General features: G+C 43.9%; 16 protein-coding genes. 8 read left to right on the top strand and 8 right to left on the bottom strand.

Annotated features, from left to right (window positions below):
* The first annotated feature begins 1 nt into the window (after position 1).
* From murA to SPUTW3181_RS17880, 3 genes are all read left to right on the top strand, one after another.
* On the top strand, positions 2-1,261 hold the full coding sequence (murA, locus tag SPUTW3181_RS17890; RefSeq protein ID WP_011790698.1) for a UDP-N-acetylglucosamine 1-carboxyvinyltransferase: 1,260 nt from the start codon (positions 2-4) through the stop codon (positions 1,259-1,261).
* Between the two features lie 429 nt (positions 1,262-1,690).
* Positions 1,691-2,695, top strand: coding sequence for an isopenicillin N synthase family dioxygenase (locus SPUTW3181_RS17885; protein WP_011790697.1), 1,005 nt, complete (start codon positions 1,691-1,693; stop codon positions 2,693-2,695).
* 18 nt (positions 2,696-2,713) lie between these two features.
* Entirely contained in the window at positions 2,714-3,874 is a 1,161-nt protein-coding gene (locus SPUTW3181_RS17880) for a trans-sulfuration enzyme family protein (RefSeq protein ID WP_011790696.1), read from the top strand.
* Positions 3,875-3,972: 98 nt separating this feature from the next.
* Here SPUTW3181_RS17880 and SPUTW3181_RS17875 read toward each other — a convergent pair whose 3' ends face one another.
* The 6 genes from SPUTW3181_RS17875 to SPUTW3181_RS17850 all read right to left on the bottom strand — a co-directional run bounded on the left by SPUTW3181_RS17875 (position 3,973) and on the right by SPUTW3181_RS17850 (position 8,809).
* Entirely contained in the window at positions 3,973-5,037 is a 1,065-nt protein-coding gene (locus SPUTW3181_RS17875) for a sulfate/molybdate ABC transporter ATP-binding protein (protein ID WP_011790695.1), read from the bottom strand.
* 27 nt (positions 5,038-5,064) lie between these two features.
* Positions 5,065-5,916, bottom strand: a complete 852-nt coding sequence (cysW, locus tag SPUTW3181_RS17870) for a sulfate ABC transporter permease subunit CysW (RefSeq protein ID WP_011790694.1) — start codon at positions 5,914-5,916, stop codon at positions 5,065-5,067.
* 4 nt (positions 5,917-5,920) lie between these two features.
* Complete coding sequence (gene cysT, locus SPUTW3181_RS17865; protein ID WP_011790693.1) at positions 5,921-6,745, bottom strand: sulfate ABC transporter permease subunit CysT; 825 nt, start codon at positions 6,743-6,745, stop codon at positions 5,921-5,923.
* Between the two features lie 68 nt (positions 6,746-6,813).
* Positions 6,814-7,827 (bottom strand): sulfate ABC transporter substrate-binding protein, encoded by a 1,014-nt coding sequence (locus SPUTW3181_RS17860; protein WP_011790692.1) that lies wholly within the window; start codon positions 7,825-7,827, stop codon positions 6,814-6,816.
* A gap of 88 nt (positions 7,828-7,915) precedes the next feature.
* A complete protein-coding gene (locus SPUTW3181_RS17855) occupies positions 7,916-8,089 on the bottom strand; it encodes a YezD family protein (RefSeq protein ID WP_011790691.1) in 174 nt (57 codons plus the stop codon).
* Positions 8,090-8,158: 69 nt separating this feature from the next.
* Entirely contained in the window at positions 8,159-8,809 is a 651-nt protein-coding gene (locus tag SPUTW3181_RS17850) for an alpha/beta hydrolase (RefSeq protein ID WP_011790690.1), read from the bottom strand.
* Positions 8,810-9,319: 510 nt separating this feature from the next.
* On the opposite strand from SPUTW3181_RS17850, the gene hxsD reads away from it, so the two are divergent.
* From hxsD to hxsA, 4 genes are read left to right on the top strand one after another with little or no spacing between them, the layout of a single operon-like run.
* Positions 9,320-9,625, top strand: coding sequence for a His-Xaa-Ser system protein HxsD (gene hxsD, locus SPUTW3181_RS17845; RefSeq protein WP_011790689.1), 306 nt, complete (start codon positions 9,320-9,322; stop codon positions 9,623-9,625).
* On the top strand, positions 9,625-11,106 hold the full coding sequence (gene hxsB / locus SPUTW3181_RS17840) for a His-Xaa-Ser system radical SAM maturase HxsB (protein ID WP_011790688.1): 1,482 nt from the start codon (positions 9,625-9,627) through the stop codon (positions 11,104-11,106). Before hxsD ends, hxsB begins: the two co-directional genes overlap by 1 nt.
* Positions 11,099-12,301 (top strand): His-Xaa-Ser system radical SAM maturase HxsC, encoded by a 1,203-nt coding sequence (gene hxsC, locus SPUTW3181_RS17835; protein ID WP_011790687.1) that lies wholly within the window; start codon positions 11,099-11,101, stop codon positions 12,299-12,301. The genes hxsB and hxsC overlap by 8 nt, the downstream gene beginning before the upstream one ends.
* Positions 12,285-12,875 (top strand): His-Xaa-Ser repeat protein HxsA, encoded by a 591-nt coding sequence (gene hxsA / locus SPUTW3181_RS21725; protein ID WP_014609858.1) that lies wholly within the window; start codon positions 12,285-12,287, stop codon positions 12,873-12,875. The genes hxsC and hxsA overlap by 17 nt, the downstream gene beginning before the upstream one ends.
* Before the next feature lie 231 nt (positions 12,876-13,106).
* Here the strand turns inward: hxsA and degS are convergent, their stop codons facing one another.
* Both degS and degQ read right to left on the bottom strand, forming a co-directional pair.
* Positions 13,107-14,189 carry an outer membrane-stress sensor serine endopeptidase DegS gene (gene degS / locus SPUTW3181_RS17830; protein ID WP_011790686.1) on the bottom strand — a complete coding sequence of 361 codons (1,083 nt, stop codon included), beginning with the start codon at positions 14,187-14,189 and terminating at the stop codon, positions 13,107-13,109.
* A 127-nt stretch (positions 14,190-14,316) separates the two neighbouring features.
* Positions 14,317-15,672: a Do family serine endopeptidase DegQ gene (gene degQ / locus SPUTW3181_RS17825; protein WP_011790685.1), complete on the bottom strand. Its 1,356-nt coding sequence runs from the start codon at positions 15,670-15,672 to the stop codon at positions 14,317-14,319.
* Between the two features lie 418 nt (positions 15,673-16,090).
* On the opposite strand from degQ, the gene zapE reads away from it, so the two are divergent.
* Complete coding sequence (gene zapE, locus SPUTW3181_RS17820) at positions 16,091-17,203, top strand: cell division protein ZapE (protein WP_011790684.1); 1,113 nt, start codon at positions 16,091-16,093, stop codon at positions 17,201-17,203.
* Positions 17,204-17,222 lie beyond the last annotated feature (19 nt).

The following is a 17,222-nucleotide window of genomic DNA, read 5'->3' as shown; positions in this document are numbered from 1 at the left end:
AGTGGATAAACTAACAATTCAGGCAAGCCCCCCGCTTGCCGGTGATGTGATCATTTCTGGTGCTAAAAATGCGGCGCTACCAATCCTAATGGCGGGAGTATTGGCAGAGACCGATTTTGTGGTTTCTAATGTGCCGAATCTTCGCGATGTAAGTACGAGCTGCAAATTATTACGCTGCCTTGGTGCTGAAGTGACTGAACTTGGTGACGGACAGATCCGCATTTCGACCACTAATCTGAATGAGTTTTGCGCTCCCTACGATCTAGTGAAAACCATGCGTGCCTCTATCTTGATCTTAGGACCGTTATTGGCACGCTATGGTACCGCTGACGTTTCATTGCCGGGCGGCTGTGCCATTGGCGCGCGTCCAGTGAACTTACACTTGCATGGCCTCGAAATGATGGGCGCCAAGATTGAAGTGAAAGAAGGCTATATTAAAGCCCGTGTCGATGGTCGTCTTAAAGGCGCGCATATTTTTATGGACATGGTCAGCGTTGGTGCGACGGAAAATTTACTGATGGCGGCGGCGTTAGCCGATGGCGAAACTGTGATTGAAAACGCAGCCCGCGAACCTGAAGTGATCGACTTGGCGAATTGCTTGATTGCCATGGGCGCAAAAATCACTGGTGTAGGCAGTGCTACACTGCGTATTCAAGGGGTTGAGCGTTTACAGGGCTGTGAGTATCGCGTGATGCCAGATCGTATCGAAACCGGTTCATTCCTGGTTGCTGCAGCTGTCACTCGTGGCCGTATTCGCTGCCTAAAAGCCGATCCCGCTTCATTAGAGTCGGTTATCGCAAAACTTGAAGATGCGGGCGCTAAGATCACCACAGGTGAAGATTGGATTGAGCTGGATATGGAAGGCAAGCGTCCAAAGGCGGTGAATATCAAGACGGCGCCTTATCCTGGTTTTCCCACCGATATGCAGGCGCAGTTTTGTGTACTCAATGCGCTCGCGCAGGGCACGGCAACCATTACCGAGACCATCTTCGAAAACCGCTTTATGCACGTGCCAGAACTTATCCGTATGGGCGCTACCATGGAGCTTGAAGGCAATACCTGTATTATCCAAGGGATTGAGTCTTTAAGCGGTGCACAGGTGATGGCGACCGATTTACGCGCGTCAGCCAGTCTAGTGATTGCCGGTTTAGTCGCTGATGGTAAGACTATCGTCGATCGTATCTATCATTTAGATCGCGGTTACGAGCATATCGAGCAGAAATTCCAAGGATTGGGCGCGCATGTAGAGCGCGTACAATAACTTCAGCGTCGAATTGGCTCCAATAAAAAACCAGCGTAATGCTGGTTTTTTATTGCGCTCAGTTTAGTTCAGCTAAAAGGGAAAGGGACAGAAGTGTGCTGCATTTTGCGCGGAATTATCTTCATTTCGAATAAACAAAAGTAATGAAAAATTCGAATGGACAATAGGTTTCAATATGCAGATATGTCGATAGGCATCGGTTTATTGGCTAATCGCGATTCGTATAGGAATATCAATTAATCATGTATTTAGTTCTACTTTTTTATCGTGATGTAAAGAAATAGAAGTATAGATGCCTAGATGTGTATATATCTAAATGATCTATTATTCATTATCGTTATATCAAATAGTTATTAAATCATTATCCCTCAACTGGTAAAGGCATAGAATCCGACTCATACAAAGCATTTCATTAAATGGGAGTCATGGATGGAACAATTACCGATATTGAATTTAAGTGATTGGTATGCGGGTGGGCAACGTCGTAACGCCTTCATCACTAAGCTTGCCGATGCCGCTAGAAGAATTGGTTTTTTCTACCTAACTGGACATGGTCTTGGCCTCGCTAGACAGCAGCAAGTACTTCAGTTAGCGGCAGATTTCTTTGCGTTGCCCGTTGCAGATAAACTTGCGGTAAAAATGGCTAACACGCCGCATTTTCGAGGTTATACCCGTTTACAAGGTGAATTGACCTTAGGGAAACCGGACTGGCGGGAACAGTTTGATATTATGCAAGAAGAAGTCGCTAACCCTCAGCAGTCAAATGGGCCTATATGGTGGCAGCTACAGGGGCCAAATCAATGGCCATCACAATTACCACAGATGAAATCGACTTTATTGGCATGGCAACAGGATTTAGTGGATATCAGTGTCACTCTATTGAGAGCTTTTGCTGTCGCATTAGAGCAACCTGAAAGCGCCTTTGATGCCACGATTGAAGCCGGTCCTTATCAACATATGAAGCTTATTCGCTATCCCGGCGCGGATGGACAGACTTCAGGCCAAGGTGTAGGGGCACATAAAGATCCTGGCTATTTGACCTTAGTGCTGCAAGATAAGCAATCCGGTTTAGAGGTTCAGACTGACAACGGTTGGTTAAGCATACCGCCATTAGAAGATGCCTTTGTGGTGAATATAGGTGAATTACTTGAGTTGGCTTCTAATGGGTATTTAAAGGCAACCAACCATAGGGTGACAAGCCCGCCTGCTGGGGTCGAGCGCTACTCGTGCGCCTTTTTTATGGCGGCGCAGTTGAATGCGACAGTCCCTTTGTTACCTTTGCCAAAGCATCTGGCGAACCAAGCTCAAGGACCGGCAAGCGATCCATTAAATCCACTTTTCCACCAAGTGGGCCAGAACGTATTAAAAGGGCGTTTACGCTCTCATCCCGATGTTGCTCAAGCACATTACGCCTCATTCGCTTATGCCATTTAATGATTATTAGGATTTATTATGCAATTTAAAACCAAATTACTTCACACCCATTATGCCGCTGATAACTCGACGGGCGCGCTTACAACTCCTATCTATCAAAGTAGCACCTTCGCCTACGGTAGTGCTGAGGATGGTCGGGCCCGTTTTGCTGGTGAGCAACCGGGTTTTATCTACAGTCGCATGGCGAATCCGACAGTGCAGGCGCTTGAATATCAATTAGCACAACTGGAAGGGGCTGATGAAGCACTCGTTGTTGCGAGTGGGATGGCGGCAATCAGCAGTATTTTCTATGCCTTGGCCAGTCAAGGTGATGAAATCGCATTTATCGACCCCGTATATGGTGGCACTGCGGCATTTTTAATCCAAACGTTAACTCGCGCGGGTATTACCGTGCGCCGTTATCAAGACGATGATCATTTATTGGCAGAGATTACCGCCGAAACAAAAATTATTTTATTTGAGCCCATCACCAATCCGACCCTAAAAGTCAGCGACTACCGTAAGGTTAAGCTTGCCGCCGAAAAAGTGGGCGCTATAACCATTTGTGATAATACGTTTTTAACCCCGTATTTATTCAAACCGCTGGAACATAGCATTGATATCGTGATGCACAGTGCCACTAAGTATCTAAGTGGTCATGGCGATTTAATCGCCGGAGTTGTCGCTGGACCTAAGGCATTAATGCAACCTATTCGCACTATAGCGCTTAAACATATCGGCGCCGCGATTGGGCCACAGGAAGCCTATTTATTACAGCGAGGCTTACGTACCTTAGCTCTGAGAATGGATGCCCATCTTGCGGGCGCGGCTAAGGTCGCCGCTTTTCTTGCAACCCATCCGAGCGTTACAAAAGTTTATTACCCTGGGCTAGCAGAGGATCAAGGTCATCAAGTTCTGAGTGAAACAATCAACGCCTTTGGCGGTATGGTGAGTATTGAGCTCGAAGGCGGTTTTAACCGAGCGGCGCAGTTTTTAGATCATTTGAACTTGTTTACTCAAGCGGTCAGTTTAGGTGACTTAGAGAGCCTTGCCTGTCATCCAGCCAGCACCACCCATGCTGCTATGGATGCTGCGAGTCGGCTAGCTTCAGGGGTGAATGACAACCTGATTAGATTGAGCATTGGTGTGGAAGATCCTCAAGATTTGATTGCCGATCTTGAGCAAGCCTTAGTGTTTTAAAGGTAGTGCACTAATAGGATGCAGTGCTCAATACATGAACAACTTCAGTTGAACACTTAATAAGTGTTCAACTTTTTAATCGCATCCAGTATTACCCGTTAAATGCCTTCCCCTAAAAAGACTTTGGTATAGCGTGGCTGGATCCAAGCGCTATCGCCTTTGTTTATGCCAAGCTGTTTAAATTGCACTTTAGATAATTCAACATGGATCAATTGGTTATCTAGCTCAGTTAGGACTTCTAATCTCACTGCAGGGCCAACTATGGTCACTAAGTCTAAACTGACTTTAAGGGCATTTTCAGTTGGTTGTGTCAGTACCTCGATTTCGTGTGGGCGAACATAGGCCAAGCCTTGTTGCTCTTCACTAATCGCGTGTTCAGGTGAGGGAATGTGGATATTACCTATAGTGCTATGCCCTTGTTTTACCCGGGCATGAAATAGGTTCACATTGCCAAGAAACTCGTACACAAAAGGATTGCTGGGATTGTCATAGACTTCTTCTGGCGTACCTTGCTGCTCGATACGACCTTGATTCATCACTACAATTTTATCTGCGACTTCGAGTGCTTCTTCCTGATCATGGGTCACAAATACGGTAGTGACATTAATCTCATCGTGTAAGCGCCTTAACCAGCGGCGTAATTCTGCGCGGACTTTTGCATCGAGCGCGCCAAAGGGTTCGTCTAACAGTAGAACCTTAGGTTCGACCGCAAGCGCGCGGGCGAGTGCGATGCGTTGCCTTTGACCGCCTGAAAGTTGTGATGGATAGCGATTAGCTGTCCAATCTAATTGGACGAGTTTGAGTAATGAATGCACCTTATCGGCAATGTCTGCCTTAGTCGGACGTGTCTTTCGTGGTCTGACTGTGAGTCCATAGGCGACATTTTCGAATACAGTCATATGTTTAAACAGGGCGTAATGTTGGAATACAAAACCGACACCGCGTTCACTCACATGCTGTGTGGTGATGTCTTCGCCATTAAATCTGACTATGCCACTGTCGGCCTGTTCGAGTCCGGCAATAATCCTGAGTAAAGTTGTTTTGCCTGAGCCGGATGGGCCTAAAAGGGCTGTCAGCTCTCCGGTTTTGATCTCTAAATTGACCGAGTCCACGGCAACAAAATCACTAAAACGCTTATTAACTTGTTGAATGTGTATGCTCATAATGCTCTGTTCCCAAGGACGTTGCGTTTAGTTAATTTGATGTTTGCGCTCATCTTTCCACTCCACCAGGCTTTTCAGCACTATAGTGACCAGTGCTAAACCTGTGAGCAGGGATGACACGGCAAACGCTGCCGTAAACATGTATTCGTTATAAAGCACTTCTATGTGTAGCGGCATAGTATTGGTCTCACCACGAATGCGCCCAGAGACCACTGCTACCGCCCCAAACTCGCCCATAGCGCGGGCATTACACAGGATCACGCCGTAGAGTAAGCCCCACTTAATGTTCGGCAGTGTGACGTACCAAAAGGTCTTTAAACCACTGGCGCCTAAGGTGAGTGAGGCCTCTTCTTCATCTTTGCCCTGTTGCTGCATCAGTGGGATGAGTTCACGGGCAATAAAGGGTAAAGTGCCGAACATGATGACAATGACTATGCCCGGAACGGCAAAAATCACTTTTAAATCATGGGCAGCAAGCCAAGGCCCAAACCAGCCTTGGGCACCGAAGAGGATCACAAAAATCAGCCCGACCACGACGGGTGAAATAGCGAAGGGCATATCGATTATCGAGATCAGTATGGTTTTGCCTCTAAACTCAAATTTAGCAATGGCCCAAGCGATGGCGACACCAAAAATAGCATTAGTGGGCACAACAATAATTAACACTAACAAGGTGAGGCGAATGGAAGCGAGCGCATCGGGATCGGTCACGGCTTGCCACCAGACCTTGAGACCCGCTTCGAATGCGCCGTAGAGCACAACCGCTAATGGCAAAACCAGAAACAGTGCGAGAAAGCTTAATGCGATCCCGATTAAACTCCACTTTATCCAAAGTGCCTCAGTGGTAGCGTGATGATTTACAGTCGATATTTGGCCCATAGACTTAACCTCTTTTACTCGCCCACCACTGTAGGCTATTAATTAATAACAATAAGAGGAAAGCTGCTGCGAGCATGACCACCCCGATAGCCGCAGCGCCGTTATAGTCATATTGCTCAGCTTTGGACACTATCAGTAGCGGAGTAATTTCGGTGCGATAGGGCAAATTGCCCGAGATAAAAATGACGGAACCATATTCGCCTACTGCGCGTGCAAAGGCTAAGGCGTAACCCGTTAATAATGCAGGTAATACCGCAGGTAGGATCACTCTTCTTATGGTGGTTAATCGATTAGCACCGAGGGACGCTGAGGCTTCTTCAAGTTCCTTTGAAAAGTCTGCTAAAACCGGTTGTACTGTTCGTACGACAAAGGGCAATCCAATGTAAGTTAAGGCGATTACAACACCAATTTGACTGTAGGCGACTTTAATGCCCCATAAGTGTAAATATTGACCTACCCACCCGGTAGTCGAATAAAGCGTTACGAGCGCGATACCTGCGACAGCCGTCGGTAAGGCAAAAGGCAGATCGACTAAAGCATCGACGACTTTTTTACCAAAAAATTGATAACGTACTAACACCCAAGCGACGAGAGTCCCAAAAATGGCATTAATGCTGGCGCCAATAAAAGACGCCGTAAATGACAGCTTGTATGAGGCTACAACCTGAGGATGACTAATGGCGACCCAAAAGTCAGCCCAACTCATTTGCAGCGTAAACAGAACTAATCCGGCTACAGGAATAAGAAATAGCAAACTTAAATATAAAACTGAGAAGCCTAAGGTAATACCAAATCCAGGTAGCACAGATTTTATGACAACCTTGCTCATATCATTATTCCGTCGCGAGATAAGTGAAACCAATGGGCGGTTTCGTATTAATGAAACCGCGTAAAAGATTACTTGCTAATCTTGGCTAAAATAGAATCGAATTGACCACCATCATTAAAATGCGTTTTTTGTGCTTTGTTCCAGCCACCAAAAACCTCATCAATGGTAAAGAGCGTCAGTTGTGGAAACTTGTCTTTGTATTGCAAAGCAATGTCTGGGTTTGTCGGGCGATAAAAGTGTTTTGCAGCTAGGTGTTGTGCTTCATCAGTATAGAGATGTGCTAAGTAAGCTTCTGCTAACTTATGTGTCCCTTTGCGATCGACATTTTTATCTACCACTGTCACTGGTGGCTCAGCAAGAATGCTGACACTTGGAATAATGATTTCAAATTCACCTTTTCCTAACTGCTCAACTGATAATATGGCTTCATTTTCCCAAGCGATGAACACATCGCCAATTTTACGCTGTACAAAGGTATTGGTTGCGCCACGGGCGCCAGAGTCCAGCACAGGTACGTTTTTATAAATCTGAGTGACAAACTCTAACGCTTTTTCTTCTGAGCCGTATTGCTTCAGTGCATAACCCCAAGCAGCGAGATAGTTCCAGCGCGCCCCGCCTGAAGTCTTAGGATTTGGGGTAATGACCTCTACACCTTCTCGAACTAAGTCATTCCAGTCATGGATATTTTTGGGATTTCCCTTGCGAACCAATAGCACTATGGTCGAGGTATAGGGCGAGCTATTGTGTGGCAGGCGACTTTGCCAATTTTCAGGAATTAAATCCGCTTTTTGCCTTAATGCATCAACGTCATAGGCCAGTGCCAGAGTGACAACATCCGCTTCTAATCCATCAATAACTGAGCGAGCTTGCGAGCCTGAACCACCATGAGATTGACGTATGGTTGGGGCTTTATGGCCCTGTTTTTGCCAATATTGGCTAAAGAGTTGGTTATATTCCCGATAGAATTCACGGGTTGGATCATAGGAAACATTCAATAGCGTATCTTCAGCGAGTGCGAGAAAACTAGCCGAGGCCAAAACTAAGGTGAGTGTTGCTTTTTGTAGGTGAGATAAAATATTCATACCGAAATCCTCATATTATTTAATAAGGCTTCCGGTTGACCGGTCAGCGATGTGGTCTAACTGTGTTGATTGGGTGGTAAATTTCGTTTTATTTCGACGGCGTAACTTGGTCTAAACGAATTTTTTCTTTCTTTTCTAATTGCACTAATTTCCCATGGTGAAAGGTTAATTCCACTGTCCCAAACTCAATTCTACCCAGTAGTTTTTCTAAACTATTGACGAGCAAGGGGATCACGGTTTGTAGATCTTCTTTGGTTGCCATATCAGTCCTTATGTAAGTGGTTTTTGACAACGTAATTGGAATTATAATCAAATATTGATAACTAAAAAGTTACATTTTGCGATTTGATATTCCTTTATGTAATAAGTGTGTCTTTTGTGTGTTTGAGTTTGCGAGATCTTTAGACTGGCTCTGAGTTGCACTTTCTATTTGATAGATAAGATTACCAATAAGCACATCAATGAGGGGCCACTGTCCATGTCCGGAATCGACATTAATGTGGCCACTTAACCCTAAGTTGATTGTTGGGAATCCAAATTTTTTTGCCAGTTTTGCAGCTTGATTAAAGGGCATCCAAGGATCGTTTTCACTGGCAATGACAAGCCCTGTGATACCTAAGGGATGTTTTGGCAACAAGTGTTTGATCGTTTGAGTGCCATCGTGTTCAGGCAGAATGTGTCCATTCTCAGAAAATCGTGCTGGTGATGCTGGTGCGACTAAAATAGCTGCAGCTACCCGCTGTGGATGATGAGCGATGGCAAGACTTGTCGCTAAACAGCCAAAACTGTGGGCGAGGATGAGGATTTCACCTTCGATTTGATCGATTGCGCGGCAAATGGCATTGGCCCAGATATGAATCTTAGGCTCCAATAGTGGTAAGTCATTGACCCATATAGCTGATTCATATTTTTGTGCAATCCAACTTTGCCAATGTAAAGGGCCGCTACCACCAAACCCTGGCACAATTAATAAGGTTGCCATATTTCATCCTCCAAGATGTGAGTTGATAAAGGAGTCAAATGGCAACAAATTGAAGCCAGCTTGACTTGCAGTCTGACTATAACTGTAAAATTAGTTATTAATATCGCTATATGTAGTTCATTTTGGAATATGAGATATATTTAGGATCTTAATTCGGCGAAGGAAGGTCCCTACTCAAAGGGAAGGTCAAGAGTTAAATAACCATGAATGTAATTAGAATCGTTAGTATGGTAAGTCCTTATCATGCTCAAGCATCTTGAGGTAGTGATGTGTCTCGCCAATCACCATGGCTCACCTTTTTAGTATTAGTGTAACTTGTCAGTTTGAAGAATCTACAAGTTTGTGCGATTAGGCACAACGTGTGATTTTAGCTTTTCTTTCGCAAAAATAAGGAAGAATTTGGATGTGAAAATTATGATCTACGTAAAGAATAGCTTTCTAATAATAGTGTAATTTATATGTTAAGAACCGCTTTCACCCCCACCCCTACTGCAAAGGATTGTGAAATTAATGCCCAAATTTCCTGAAGTGTGTATCGCATTTGATTGTAATATTTACAGCAAAGAGGCTGTTCTTAAAGCTTGTTACCAGTTAGCTGATATAGCTGTATTCGATGTTGGTTCCCACAAGAATAAAATCACCGTATCCGCAGTGGTTCGCTCTACCAGTAATACTTCGGCAGATGAATTGTCTAATGATCTGAAAACTTCGGTTATCGACTATCAATTGCGTGAGAAAATTGAAGCACAAACTAAGCAAGTTAAAGACATATTAATTAGTGCGGCAGTAAGTAACTCTCTGAGGGCGTCGAACTGATGAGAGTAGCTTCTCCAGAAACCTTTGCATCACAGAGTTATCGTTTACTTCCATTTCGGTTTGAACGTGTAAATGATGATAGATTTTTACTCATCAATGAGGTCGGCGAACATTGCTATTTAAATTGTGCTGATTTAAATAACTTAGTTAATGGGTACTTAACCACATCAGGAAAAACCTTTCAGAATCTTGAATCTAAATCATTTGTTTACAGTGAAAATAACAACTTTGCCCTGAGAGCTTTCAGTGCAAAATATAGGGCAAGAAAATCATTTCTGTTTGATGGTCCAGCGCTACATATTTTTGTTTTAACACTCAGGTGCGAAAACTCGTGTGAATATTGCCAAGTAACACGAAGAAGCCCTGATGCAGTTAAGTATGACATGCCACTAAGTATCGCAAAGCAGGCCGTGTTGCGCATGTTTGAGTCACCAGCAGAAAATCTAACGGTCGAATTCCAAGGTGGAGAACCACTACTTGCCTATGACGTACTTAAGTACATTGTTGAACTCTGCATAGAACTTAATATAACTGAACAAAAAAGTTTGCAGTTTGTTGTAGCTACGAGCCTGCAAAATATAAACATGGAAATGCTCGAATTTTTCCACCTCCATAATGTTCATATCTCTACTTCGGTCGACGGTCCTCAATGGTTACACCAACTTAACCGGCCAAATAGTTGCTCGAATAGCTATGAGAAGACAATGCATGGTCTTGAAATGGCTAGGGGTGTTCTGGGACATGACAGAATAGCAGGAATGACCACTATCACTCGTAGTAGTTTAACTGCGATAAAAACCATTATCGATGAGTATGTACGTCTTGGTTTTCACTCGATTTTTCTACGCCCCTTGAACATGTACGGGTTCGCAGTGAAGAAAGAAAATAAGGTAGGTTACTCATCTGAAGATTTTAATAAATTCTATGAGCAAGCGCTTAAGTACATCATAGAAATCAATCAGCAAGGCTATCGTTTAGATGAAGTAAACGCAGCTTTAGCGTTAAACAATATCCTGACGCCACAGGCAACTGGATATGTCGATATGCGTTCGCCATGCGGAGACGGCACAGGAGTCTTGGTATACAACTACGATGGAAAAGTGTATCCATCGGATGAGTCTAGAATGCTGGTTGAAATGGGCGACGAATCTCTCGCACTGGGTTCGGTTAGTGAATCATACCAAGACCTGATGTCATCAAGTGTGTTGAACACTATCTTACACGCTGGGATTGCTGAAGCCCTGCCTGGATGCTCTGATTGCGCATATTTACCTTACTGCGGAGCGAATCCAATACAAAACTACTCTCGTTATGGCGACATGATTGGTCATCGAACATTTAGTGCTTTCTGTGCAAAGCAAAAGTTTATTTATCGATATGTATTCAATTTATTGCAAGACAAATCTAATCGTACTGTCTTCAATAGCTGGTTGCCACATAGTCTCTGTCAGAGAGCCGAAGAAGGGCAAACAAATGAATAAAGGGGTCCCATTAAAAACGAGAGCAGAGGTCAATGCATTCAATGGTTCTAAGATGTTAAAAGTCATTGGACTGGATGAATTTGTGTCTAATGGCATATGCGATAACAGACATTGCCTGCTTCTGCCAAATTATAATCCAAACCAAAGAGAGTTACTCAGTCTAGATTGGGGAGCAGTTGCTATACAATGTGGTGGCATACCAAGTAATCTAACAATTCCGGTTATCAGTAAACTGGAGCATCCTGAAGTCATCTCTACTGGAGATGTGATTGTATTAAACGAGAATAGAGTTGATATTCTGTATCGTCGTAAAAGCACTGCGAATCTGCTTTTTGTCACAGAGAGATGCAACCACCAATGCATCATGTGCTCCCAGCCGCCAAAAGTGCTAGATGATGGCTGGCATTTTGAGGAGTGCCATCAGCTACTGGAACTCATTGACCGAGATATCCCTGTTTTAGGTATTAGCGGTGGCGAGCCGACATTGCAACGCGACGGATTTCTAAAACTGCTTGAGCATGCCAAAAAAGCTCTGCCATCAACGCAATTACATATCCTGACCAATGGGAGTGCTTTTGAAGAATATCTCTATGTCGAGCAGATTATTCAGTTAGGGCATCAACAAATTGTATGGGGAATTCCAATTTATGGTTCTACTCCTCAACAACATGATTACCACACACAAGTTCTAGGTTCATTCAATAAAACCATGCATGGGCTCTACAATCTTGGGCATGTCGGTGCACAAATAGAGCTAAGGGTTGTACTAACTCGACCAATCATAGAAAACATAGTAGAGCTATCAGAGTTTATTGCTAGAAACCTTCCATTTGTATCCACTGTAGCCTTAATGGGGTTAGAACCAACCGGATTCGCCAGAACAAATTATGAAGCGGTATGGTGTGATTTAAATGACTACCAAGAAGAATTACTCGAAGGAACACATGTTCTACTAAGCTCTGGGCTAGATACCGTCCTTTATAACATTCCACGATGCCATGTTCCCAAATCACTGCGTTCTATCGCAGTACAAAGCATCTCCGATTGGAAAAACAGCACAAGGAAAGAATGCGAATACTGCGAAGAACAGAATCTTTGCTGTGGTTTTTTTAAATCTCATACCCAGCGATTTAGTGAGCAAAATGTTAAGCCAATTCAGTTAGAAAGGAGATCAGAAAATGTGGTTAGAACTTAATAAAATCTGGCGATCAATTACAGGAGTCCTTCCAACAATTTCAGTTGCTTCTGTAGGCGGAAGTACATTTTTGGTTCCTCAGGCGTATGCTATTCCGTCAGTGACAATGGCAGACATTGATAGCGCTCAATTGAACCGCCTAGTCAGTTTTGACATGCAAATAAACGCAAACAGCGAAAACTTATATGCTGGTCATCGTTCTCATTCCAGCCACCGTTCTCACTCAAGCCACAGATCTCATTACTCATCTAGGACTGGAACGAGTTCATATCCATCCACATCTAGCCCTATTTATACGCAGCCAAATACTCCGACATATCCCAGCTCAGCAGCTCAAAACAGTTCTGTATCAGATACTCCATCTTATCAGGGCAGTAGTGATACCCTGAAAGCATTAGTGATGAGAGTTCAAATTTCACTCCTTAGAAATGGTTACAACATAGGAGCGATTGATGGACTAATGGGACCTAGTACTTCATTAGCACTGAAATCATACCAAAAGGATATGGGGCTGAAGGTGACGGGAACCATGACAACAGAGACACTAACTAGCTTAGGAGTTTCACTTCCATAAATGCAATGTTATGGCATAACTCAGTGTCACTGGGAAAACAATGACAATGGATATTTGCACTATGTGACTACTACGCTTTGAGGTAAAGTGAGTTAAACATAGCGGTGCGATATATCTTCCTCTGCCATTTGAGGATGATGTGGCAATTCCATATGTTGATCTTATGACTCAGAATGAAGCTTTATTCTTACCTCATTCTGAGTTTCACTAAACAAGATTATTCAACCGAACTTAATTATCAACCACAACCTTTTCATCAATAATGACGGGTAACTCTTGAGGTTTTCCTTGGCGTATCACTGTCATCATCACTTTTTTGCCGGGGGGCGTTTCTGCTATGCGATCCATCAGCATCTCGACGCCGGGGACATCTTCACCCTCGTATTTAATGATCACATCCCTTGGCATTAGCTGTGCTCGTGCTGCTGGACCATTAGGATCGATACCTGTCACTAATACGCCACGTAGATCGGGAAGATTAAGAATTTGTGCCACAACAGGGTTAATTGGTTCGCCAGAAATGCCTAATGCTCCACGGATAACGCGGCCATTTTTAATTAACTTGCCCATAATGCTGTGGGCCAATTTAATCGGAATAGCGAAGTTAATGCCGTGCCCCCCCCCTTCTTCACCAATTTGGAAGGCTGCAGTGTTTATACCAATAAGACTGCCATTAGTATCAATTAATGCGCCACCGGAGTTACCCGCATTAATCGCAGCATCGGTTTGCAAGAAGTCTAAGTAACCTGAACTTAACCCGTTGCGCCCAGTGGCACTGATGATACCTTGGGTAATGGTTTGACCTAAATTATAGGGATTACCAATGGCAAGTACGACATCACCTACTTGAGGTGGACTATCAAGATTAACCGGGACAATCGGTAAATTATCCCCCTCAATTTTAAGAACCGATAAATCGGTTTCAGGATCAAAGCCCACGACTTCAGAGGTAAATTTACGTCCATCCTGTAGTGCGACCACAATTTCGTCGGCTTTTTTAATCACATGATAATTGGTAAGGATATAACCTTCCTTACTCATTATTACCCCAGAACCAAGACCTTGGAGTGAGCCAGAATTGAGAGGGCGACGTTGATCGATACTGAGACTATAGATATTGACAACGGCAGGGGCTGCCCGGCGAACGGCTTTGGCAAAGGAAAGTTCAACGGTATTATTGGCGCGGGTTTGCAGTAGAGTATTCCCGAGATTGTTACTATCGAAATAACGAGTCACCAATAAAAACATTGCCGCCATGATAAGACCGAAAAGGATGGCTTTACCGAGATACAACAGGGTGTCTTTTATAGTCATGGCAGGATAAATATTGAAAAAGGTGAGTTAGATTAACATGTTTAGCTAGGCAAAGAATAGGGAGCGCAGGCTCCCTATTCTGATCTAAGTCTGAAAAATAGCTGATTTTTCAGCGATGATTAGTCCGTTAACGCAGTACTAAATATAACATGCTCTTATCGCGCAATATTTTTAGCGCTACGGCACCTTCTTGATCCTTAAGATGGGCTTTGAGTGCCTTAAGATCTTTAATTGCAGTGCGGTTAATTCCCACTATGATATCGCCTTTCTGTAAGCCACTCATCGCGGCGGGGGAACCTTGAGCAACATCAGTAATCGTCACTCCGCCCTTGGCAGCATTTTCTAAGGCGGCACCTTGTAACATAGGGTGCACCGCGCCTGCGGCCGAATCACTCGTTTGGCTTGCTTCACCTAAGGTGACTTTAACGGTTTTTTTATCACCATCGCGGATGATCCCTAACTCGACTTTTGCACCCGCTCCCATAGTCGCCACCTTAGCACGTAGCTCTTGGAAAGACTTAATGCCCCGGCTATCAACACTGACAATAATATCGCCCGCTTTAATACCTGCCTTTTCTGCAGCGCTACCCGCGGTCACTTCATTGACAAAGCCACCGTGCTGAGTATCTAAACCAAAACCTTGAGCAAGTTGACTATCGAGATCGCGGCCTGAAATACCAAGCACACCACGACGTACTTCACCATGTTCGACAATCTGTGCGACTAAGTTTTTCACCATATTGGCAGGAATTGCAAAACCAATACCGACGTTACCGCCTCCCGGAGCCACAATAGCAGTATTGATACCAATCAATTCGCCATTAAGGTTAACAAGGGCACCACCTGAGTTACCGCTATTAATTGCCGCATCGGTTTGAATGAAGTTTTCAAGCATTTCAATTCCTAGGCCACTACGACCTAAGGCGCTGACGATACCTGATGTCACAGTCTGACCTAAACCGAAAGGGTTACCAATGGCAACGGCAAAGTCACCTACGCGTAAATCATCGGAGTCTGATGACTTGATAGCGACAAGATTTTTAGCCTCAATTTGCAATAAGGCTATATCCGATTCGGCATCGGCACCAATGAGTTTCGCTTTGACCTCTCGACCATCGTGTAAACCAACTTGGATATCATCTGCGCCATTAATCACATGGTTATTGGTAACAATATAACCTTTATCAGCATCAATAATGACGCCGGAACCTAATCCTCTAAAAGGACGTTCTTGAATTTGTTCCTGTGGCACATTAGGGCCAAAGAAGTAACGAAATACATCAGGTACTCTTTGTTTAGAAACATGGGTACCAGTGACAGCCACAGAGACGACGGCTGGCGTTGCGCGCTCAAGCATGGGCGCAAGACTTGGCATCGACTGTCCATCAACAGTTTGTGGAATTGCGGCCTGTGAGATAGCAGGCATCATAGTCAGGGTTGCGGCTAACATTGCAGCTGAAAGTACAGATAGTTTTGTTTTCATCTATTCATAACTCCAAATAAGGGTTCAAAGATCTGGCTATAATGCGCTGTAATATACGCCCCAGATCGAATCTGTATCGGTACTGGCTATTTGCCTAGGTAACCATTCGGACACGCACCTATTTGAAAAAGTTCATTAATATTAACAAAGGTTAATTTCTTTAAGCTGGTTTTATGAGCTTTTCCGATTTGTTACTAAGGCCAACACTATGGTCGAAAGATGTACTTTTCAAGGGGGAGGATGAATCAAATCTATCAACTTAACGGGTTACCCGCTAACACTATTTTGATTGTTTACATGATGCTTCAATCTGTCGTGTATTAAAGACGATATTACGCTCAGTTTAAATATATCCTGTGTCACATTTGCCGTGCTAATATCGTCACAGTGTTATTAAAGGATAGAAGAGAATTAAACTGTGCCCCAGTTAAGCCCTTGGCAGCATTATCAAAAAGATCTTACCCGTGACGGTTTTTCCCATGATCCAGCCCAAGAAGTGGCGGTTAAAGCATTACAACGTGTATATGAGGACTTAACCACAGCCGAAATACCTCATTCTATCGTCGGTAAATTGTTTACGGCTTTAGGGTTAAAATCCGCTCCTGAAGGTATAAAAGGACTCTATCTTTGGGGCGGTGTTGGTCGTGGTAAAACCTATTTGATGGACACGTTTTTTGATGCATTGCCTGGTGATAAAAAACTGCGCGCTCACTTCCATCGTTTTATGCACCAGTTGCATTTAGAGTTGGATAAGCTAAAGGGCGTTCGCGATCCATTGATTGTGATTGCCAAACAGATGGCCGCTAAATATCGAGTGATTTGTTTTGACGAGTTTTTTGTTTCCGATATTACTGACGCTATGTTACTAGGTACGTTATTCCAAGCTTTATTTAAAGAAGGAGTGGTATTAGTTGCGACCTCAAATATTATTCCCGACGATCTCTACAAAAATGGTTTACAGCGTGCGCGTTTCTTGCCGGCAATAGCTTTGATCAATCAACATTGCGAAGTGCTTAATGTGGATTCTGGGATTGACTATCGTTTACGCACCTTAGAGCAAGCGGAAATTTATCATTACCCGCTAGATGCACAGGCAGATAAAAATTTACTGCATTACTTTTCTCAATTAGCGCCTGAGGCAGTGGTATCCACTGAAGCCATTGAAATTGAAGGGCGTGTGATACCGATTCGTCAACAAGCACAGAGTGTGTTATTAATTGATTTCAGGGCTCTTTGTGATGGACCTCGTAGTCAACGTGATTATATGGAATTGGCTCGGATTTATCATACCGTGCTGGTCAGCGGCATAGAACAAATGGGGGCATTTTTAACAGGTGACGATATCGCAAGGCGTTTTTTAGCGATGGTGGATGAGTTTTACGAGCGTAATGTAAAGCTTATTGTGTCAGCCCAAGTCCCGCTTGAAGATATCTATGCCGATGGTTTGCTTAACTTTGAATTTAGGCGTTGTCGCTCGCGTCTTATTGAGATGCAATCCCACGATTATTTGAAATCGGAACATCTTCCCTAGTCCTTGTAGACAATCGCAC

Source organism: Shewanella sp. W3-18-1 (assembly GCF_000015185.1).
In the GTDB taxonomy this organism is placed as follows: Bacteria; Pseudomonadota; Gammaproteobacteria; order Enterobacterales; family Shewanellaceae; genus Shewanella; species Shewanella putrefaciens.
The sequence above is the reverse complement of the archived record's forward strand: the minus strand, read 5'-3'. Positions and strand labels throughout refer to the sequence as shown.

What these genes read in the sequence shown, in the direction of transcription:
- SPUTW3181_RS17885 (WP_011790697.1), top strand. Translation starts at nt 1,691, where the DNA reads ATGGAACAATTACCGATATTGAATTTAAGTGATTGGTATGCGGGTGGG.
- SPUTW3181_RS17880 (WP_011790696.1), top strand. Translation starts at nt 2,714, where the DNA reads ATGCAATTTAAAACCAAATTACTTCACACCCATTATGCCGCTGATAAC.
- SPUTW3181_RS17875 (WP_011790695.1), bottom strand. Translation starts at nt 5,037, where the DNA reads ATGAGCATACACATTCAACAAGTTAATAAGCGTTTTAGTGATTTTGTT.
- cysW (WP_011790694.1), bottom strand. Translation starts at nt 5,916, where the DNA reads ATGGGCCAAATATCGACTGTAAATCATCACGCTACCACTGAGGCACTT.
- cysT (WP_011790693.1), bottom strand. Translation starts at nt 6,745, where the DNA reads ATGAGCAAGGTTGTCATAAAATCTGTGCTACCTGGATTTGGTATTACC.
- SPUTW3181_RS17860 (WP_011790692.1), bottom strand. Translation starts at nt 7,827, where the DNA reads ATGAATATTTTATCTCACCTACAAAAAGCAACACTCACCTTAGTTTTG.
- SPUTW3181_RS17855 (WP_011790691.1), bottom strand. Translation starts at nt 8,089, where the DNA reads ATGGCAACCAAAGAAGATCTACAAACCGTGATCCCCTTGCTCGTCAAT.
- SPUTW3181_RS17850 (WP_011790690.1), bottom strand. Translation starts at nt 8,809, where the DNA reads ATGGCAACCTTATTAATTGTGCCAGGGTTTGGTGGTAGCGGCCCTTTA.
- hxsD (WP_011790689.1), top strand. Translation starts at nt 9,320, where the DNA reads ATGCCCAAATTTCCTGAAGTGTGTATCGCATTTGATTGTAATATTTAC.
- hxsB (WP_011790688.1), top strand. Translation starts at nt 9,625, where the DNA reads ATGAGAGTAGCTTCTCCAGAAACCTTTGCATCACAGAGTTATCGTTTA.
- hxsC (WP_011790687.1), top strand. Translation starts at nt 11,099, where the DNA reads ATGAATAAAGGGGTCCCATTAAAAACGAGAGCAGAGGTCAATGCATTC.
- hxsA (WP_014609858.1), top strand. Translation starts at nt 12,285, where the DNA reads ATGTGGTTAGAACTTAATAAAATCTGGCGATCAATTACAGGAGTCCTT.
- degS (WP_011790686.1), bottom strand. Translation starts at nt 14,189, where the DNA reads ATGACTATAAAAGACACCCTGTTGTATCTCGGTAAAGCCATCCTTTTC.
- degQ (WP_011790685.1), bottom strand. Translation starts at nt 15,672, where the DNA reads ATGAAAACAAAACTATCTGTACTTTCAGCTGCAATGTTAGCCGCAACC.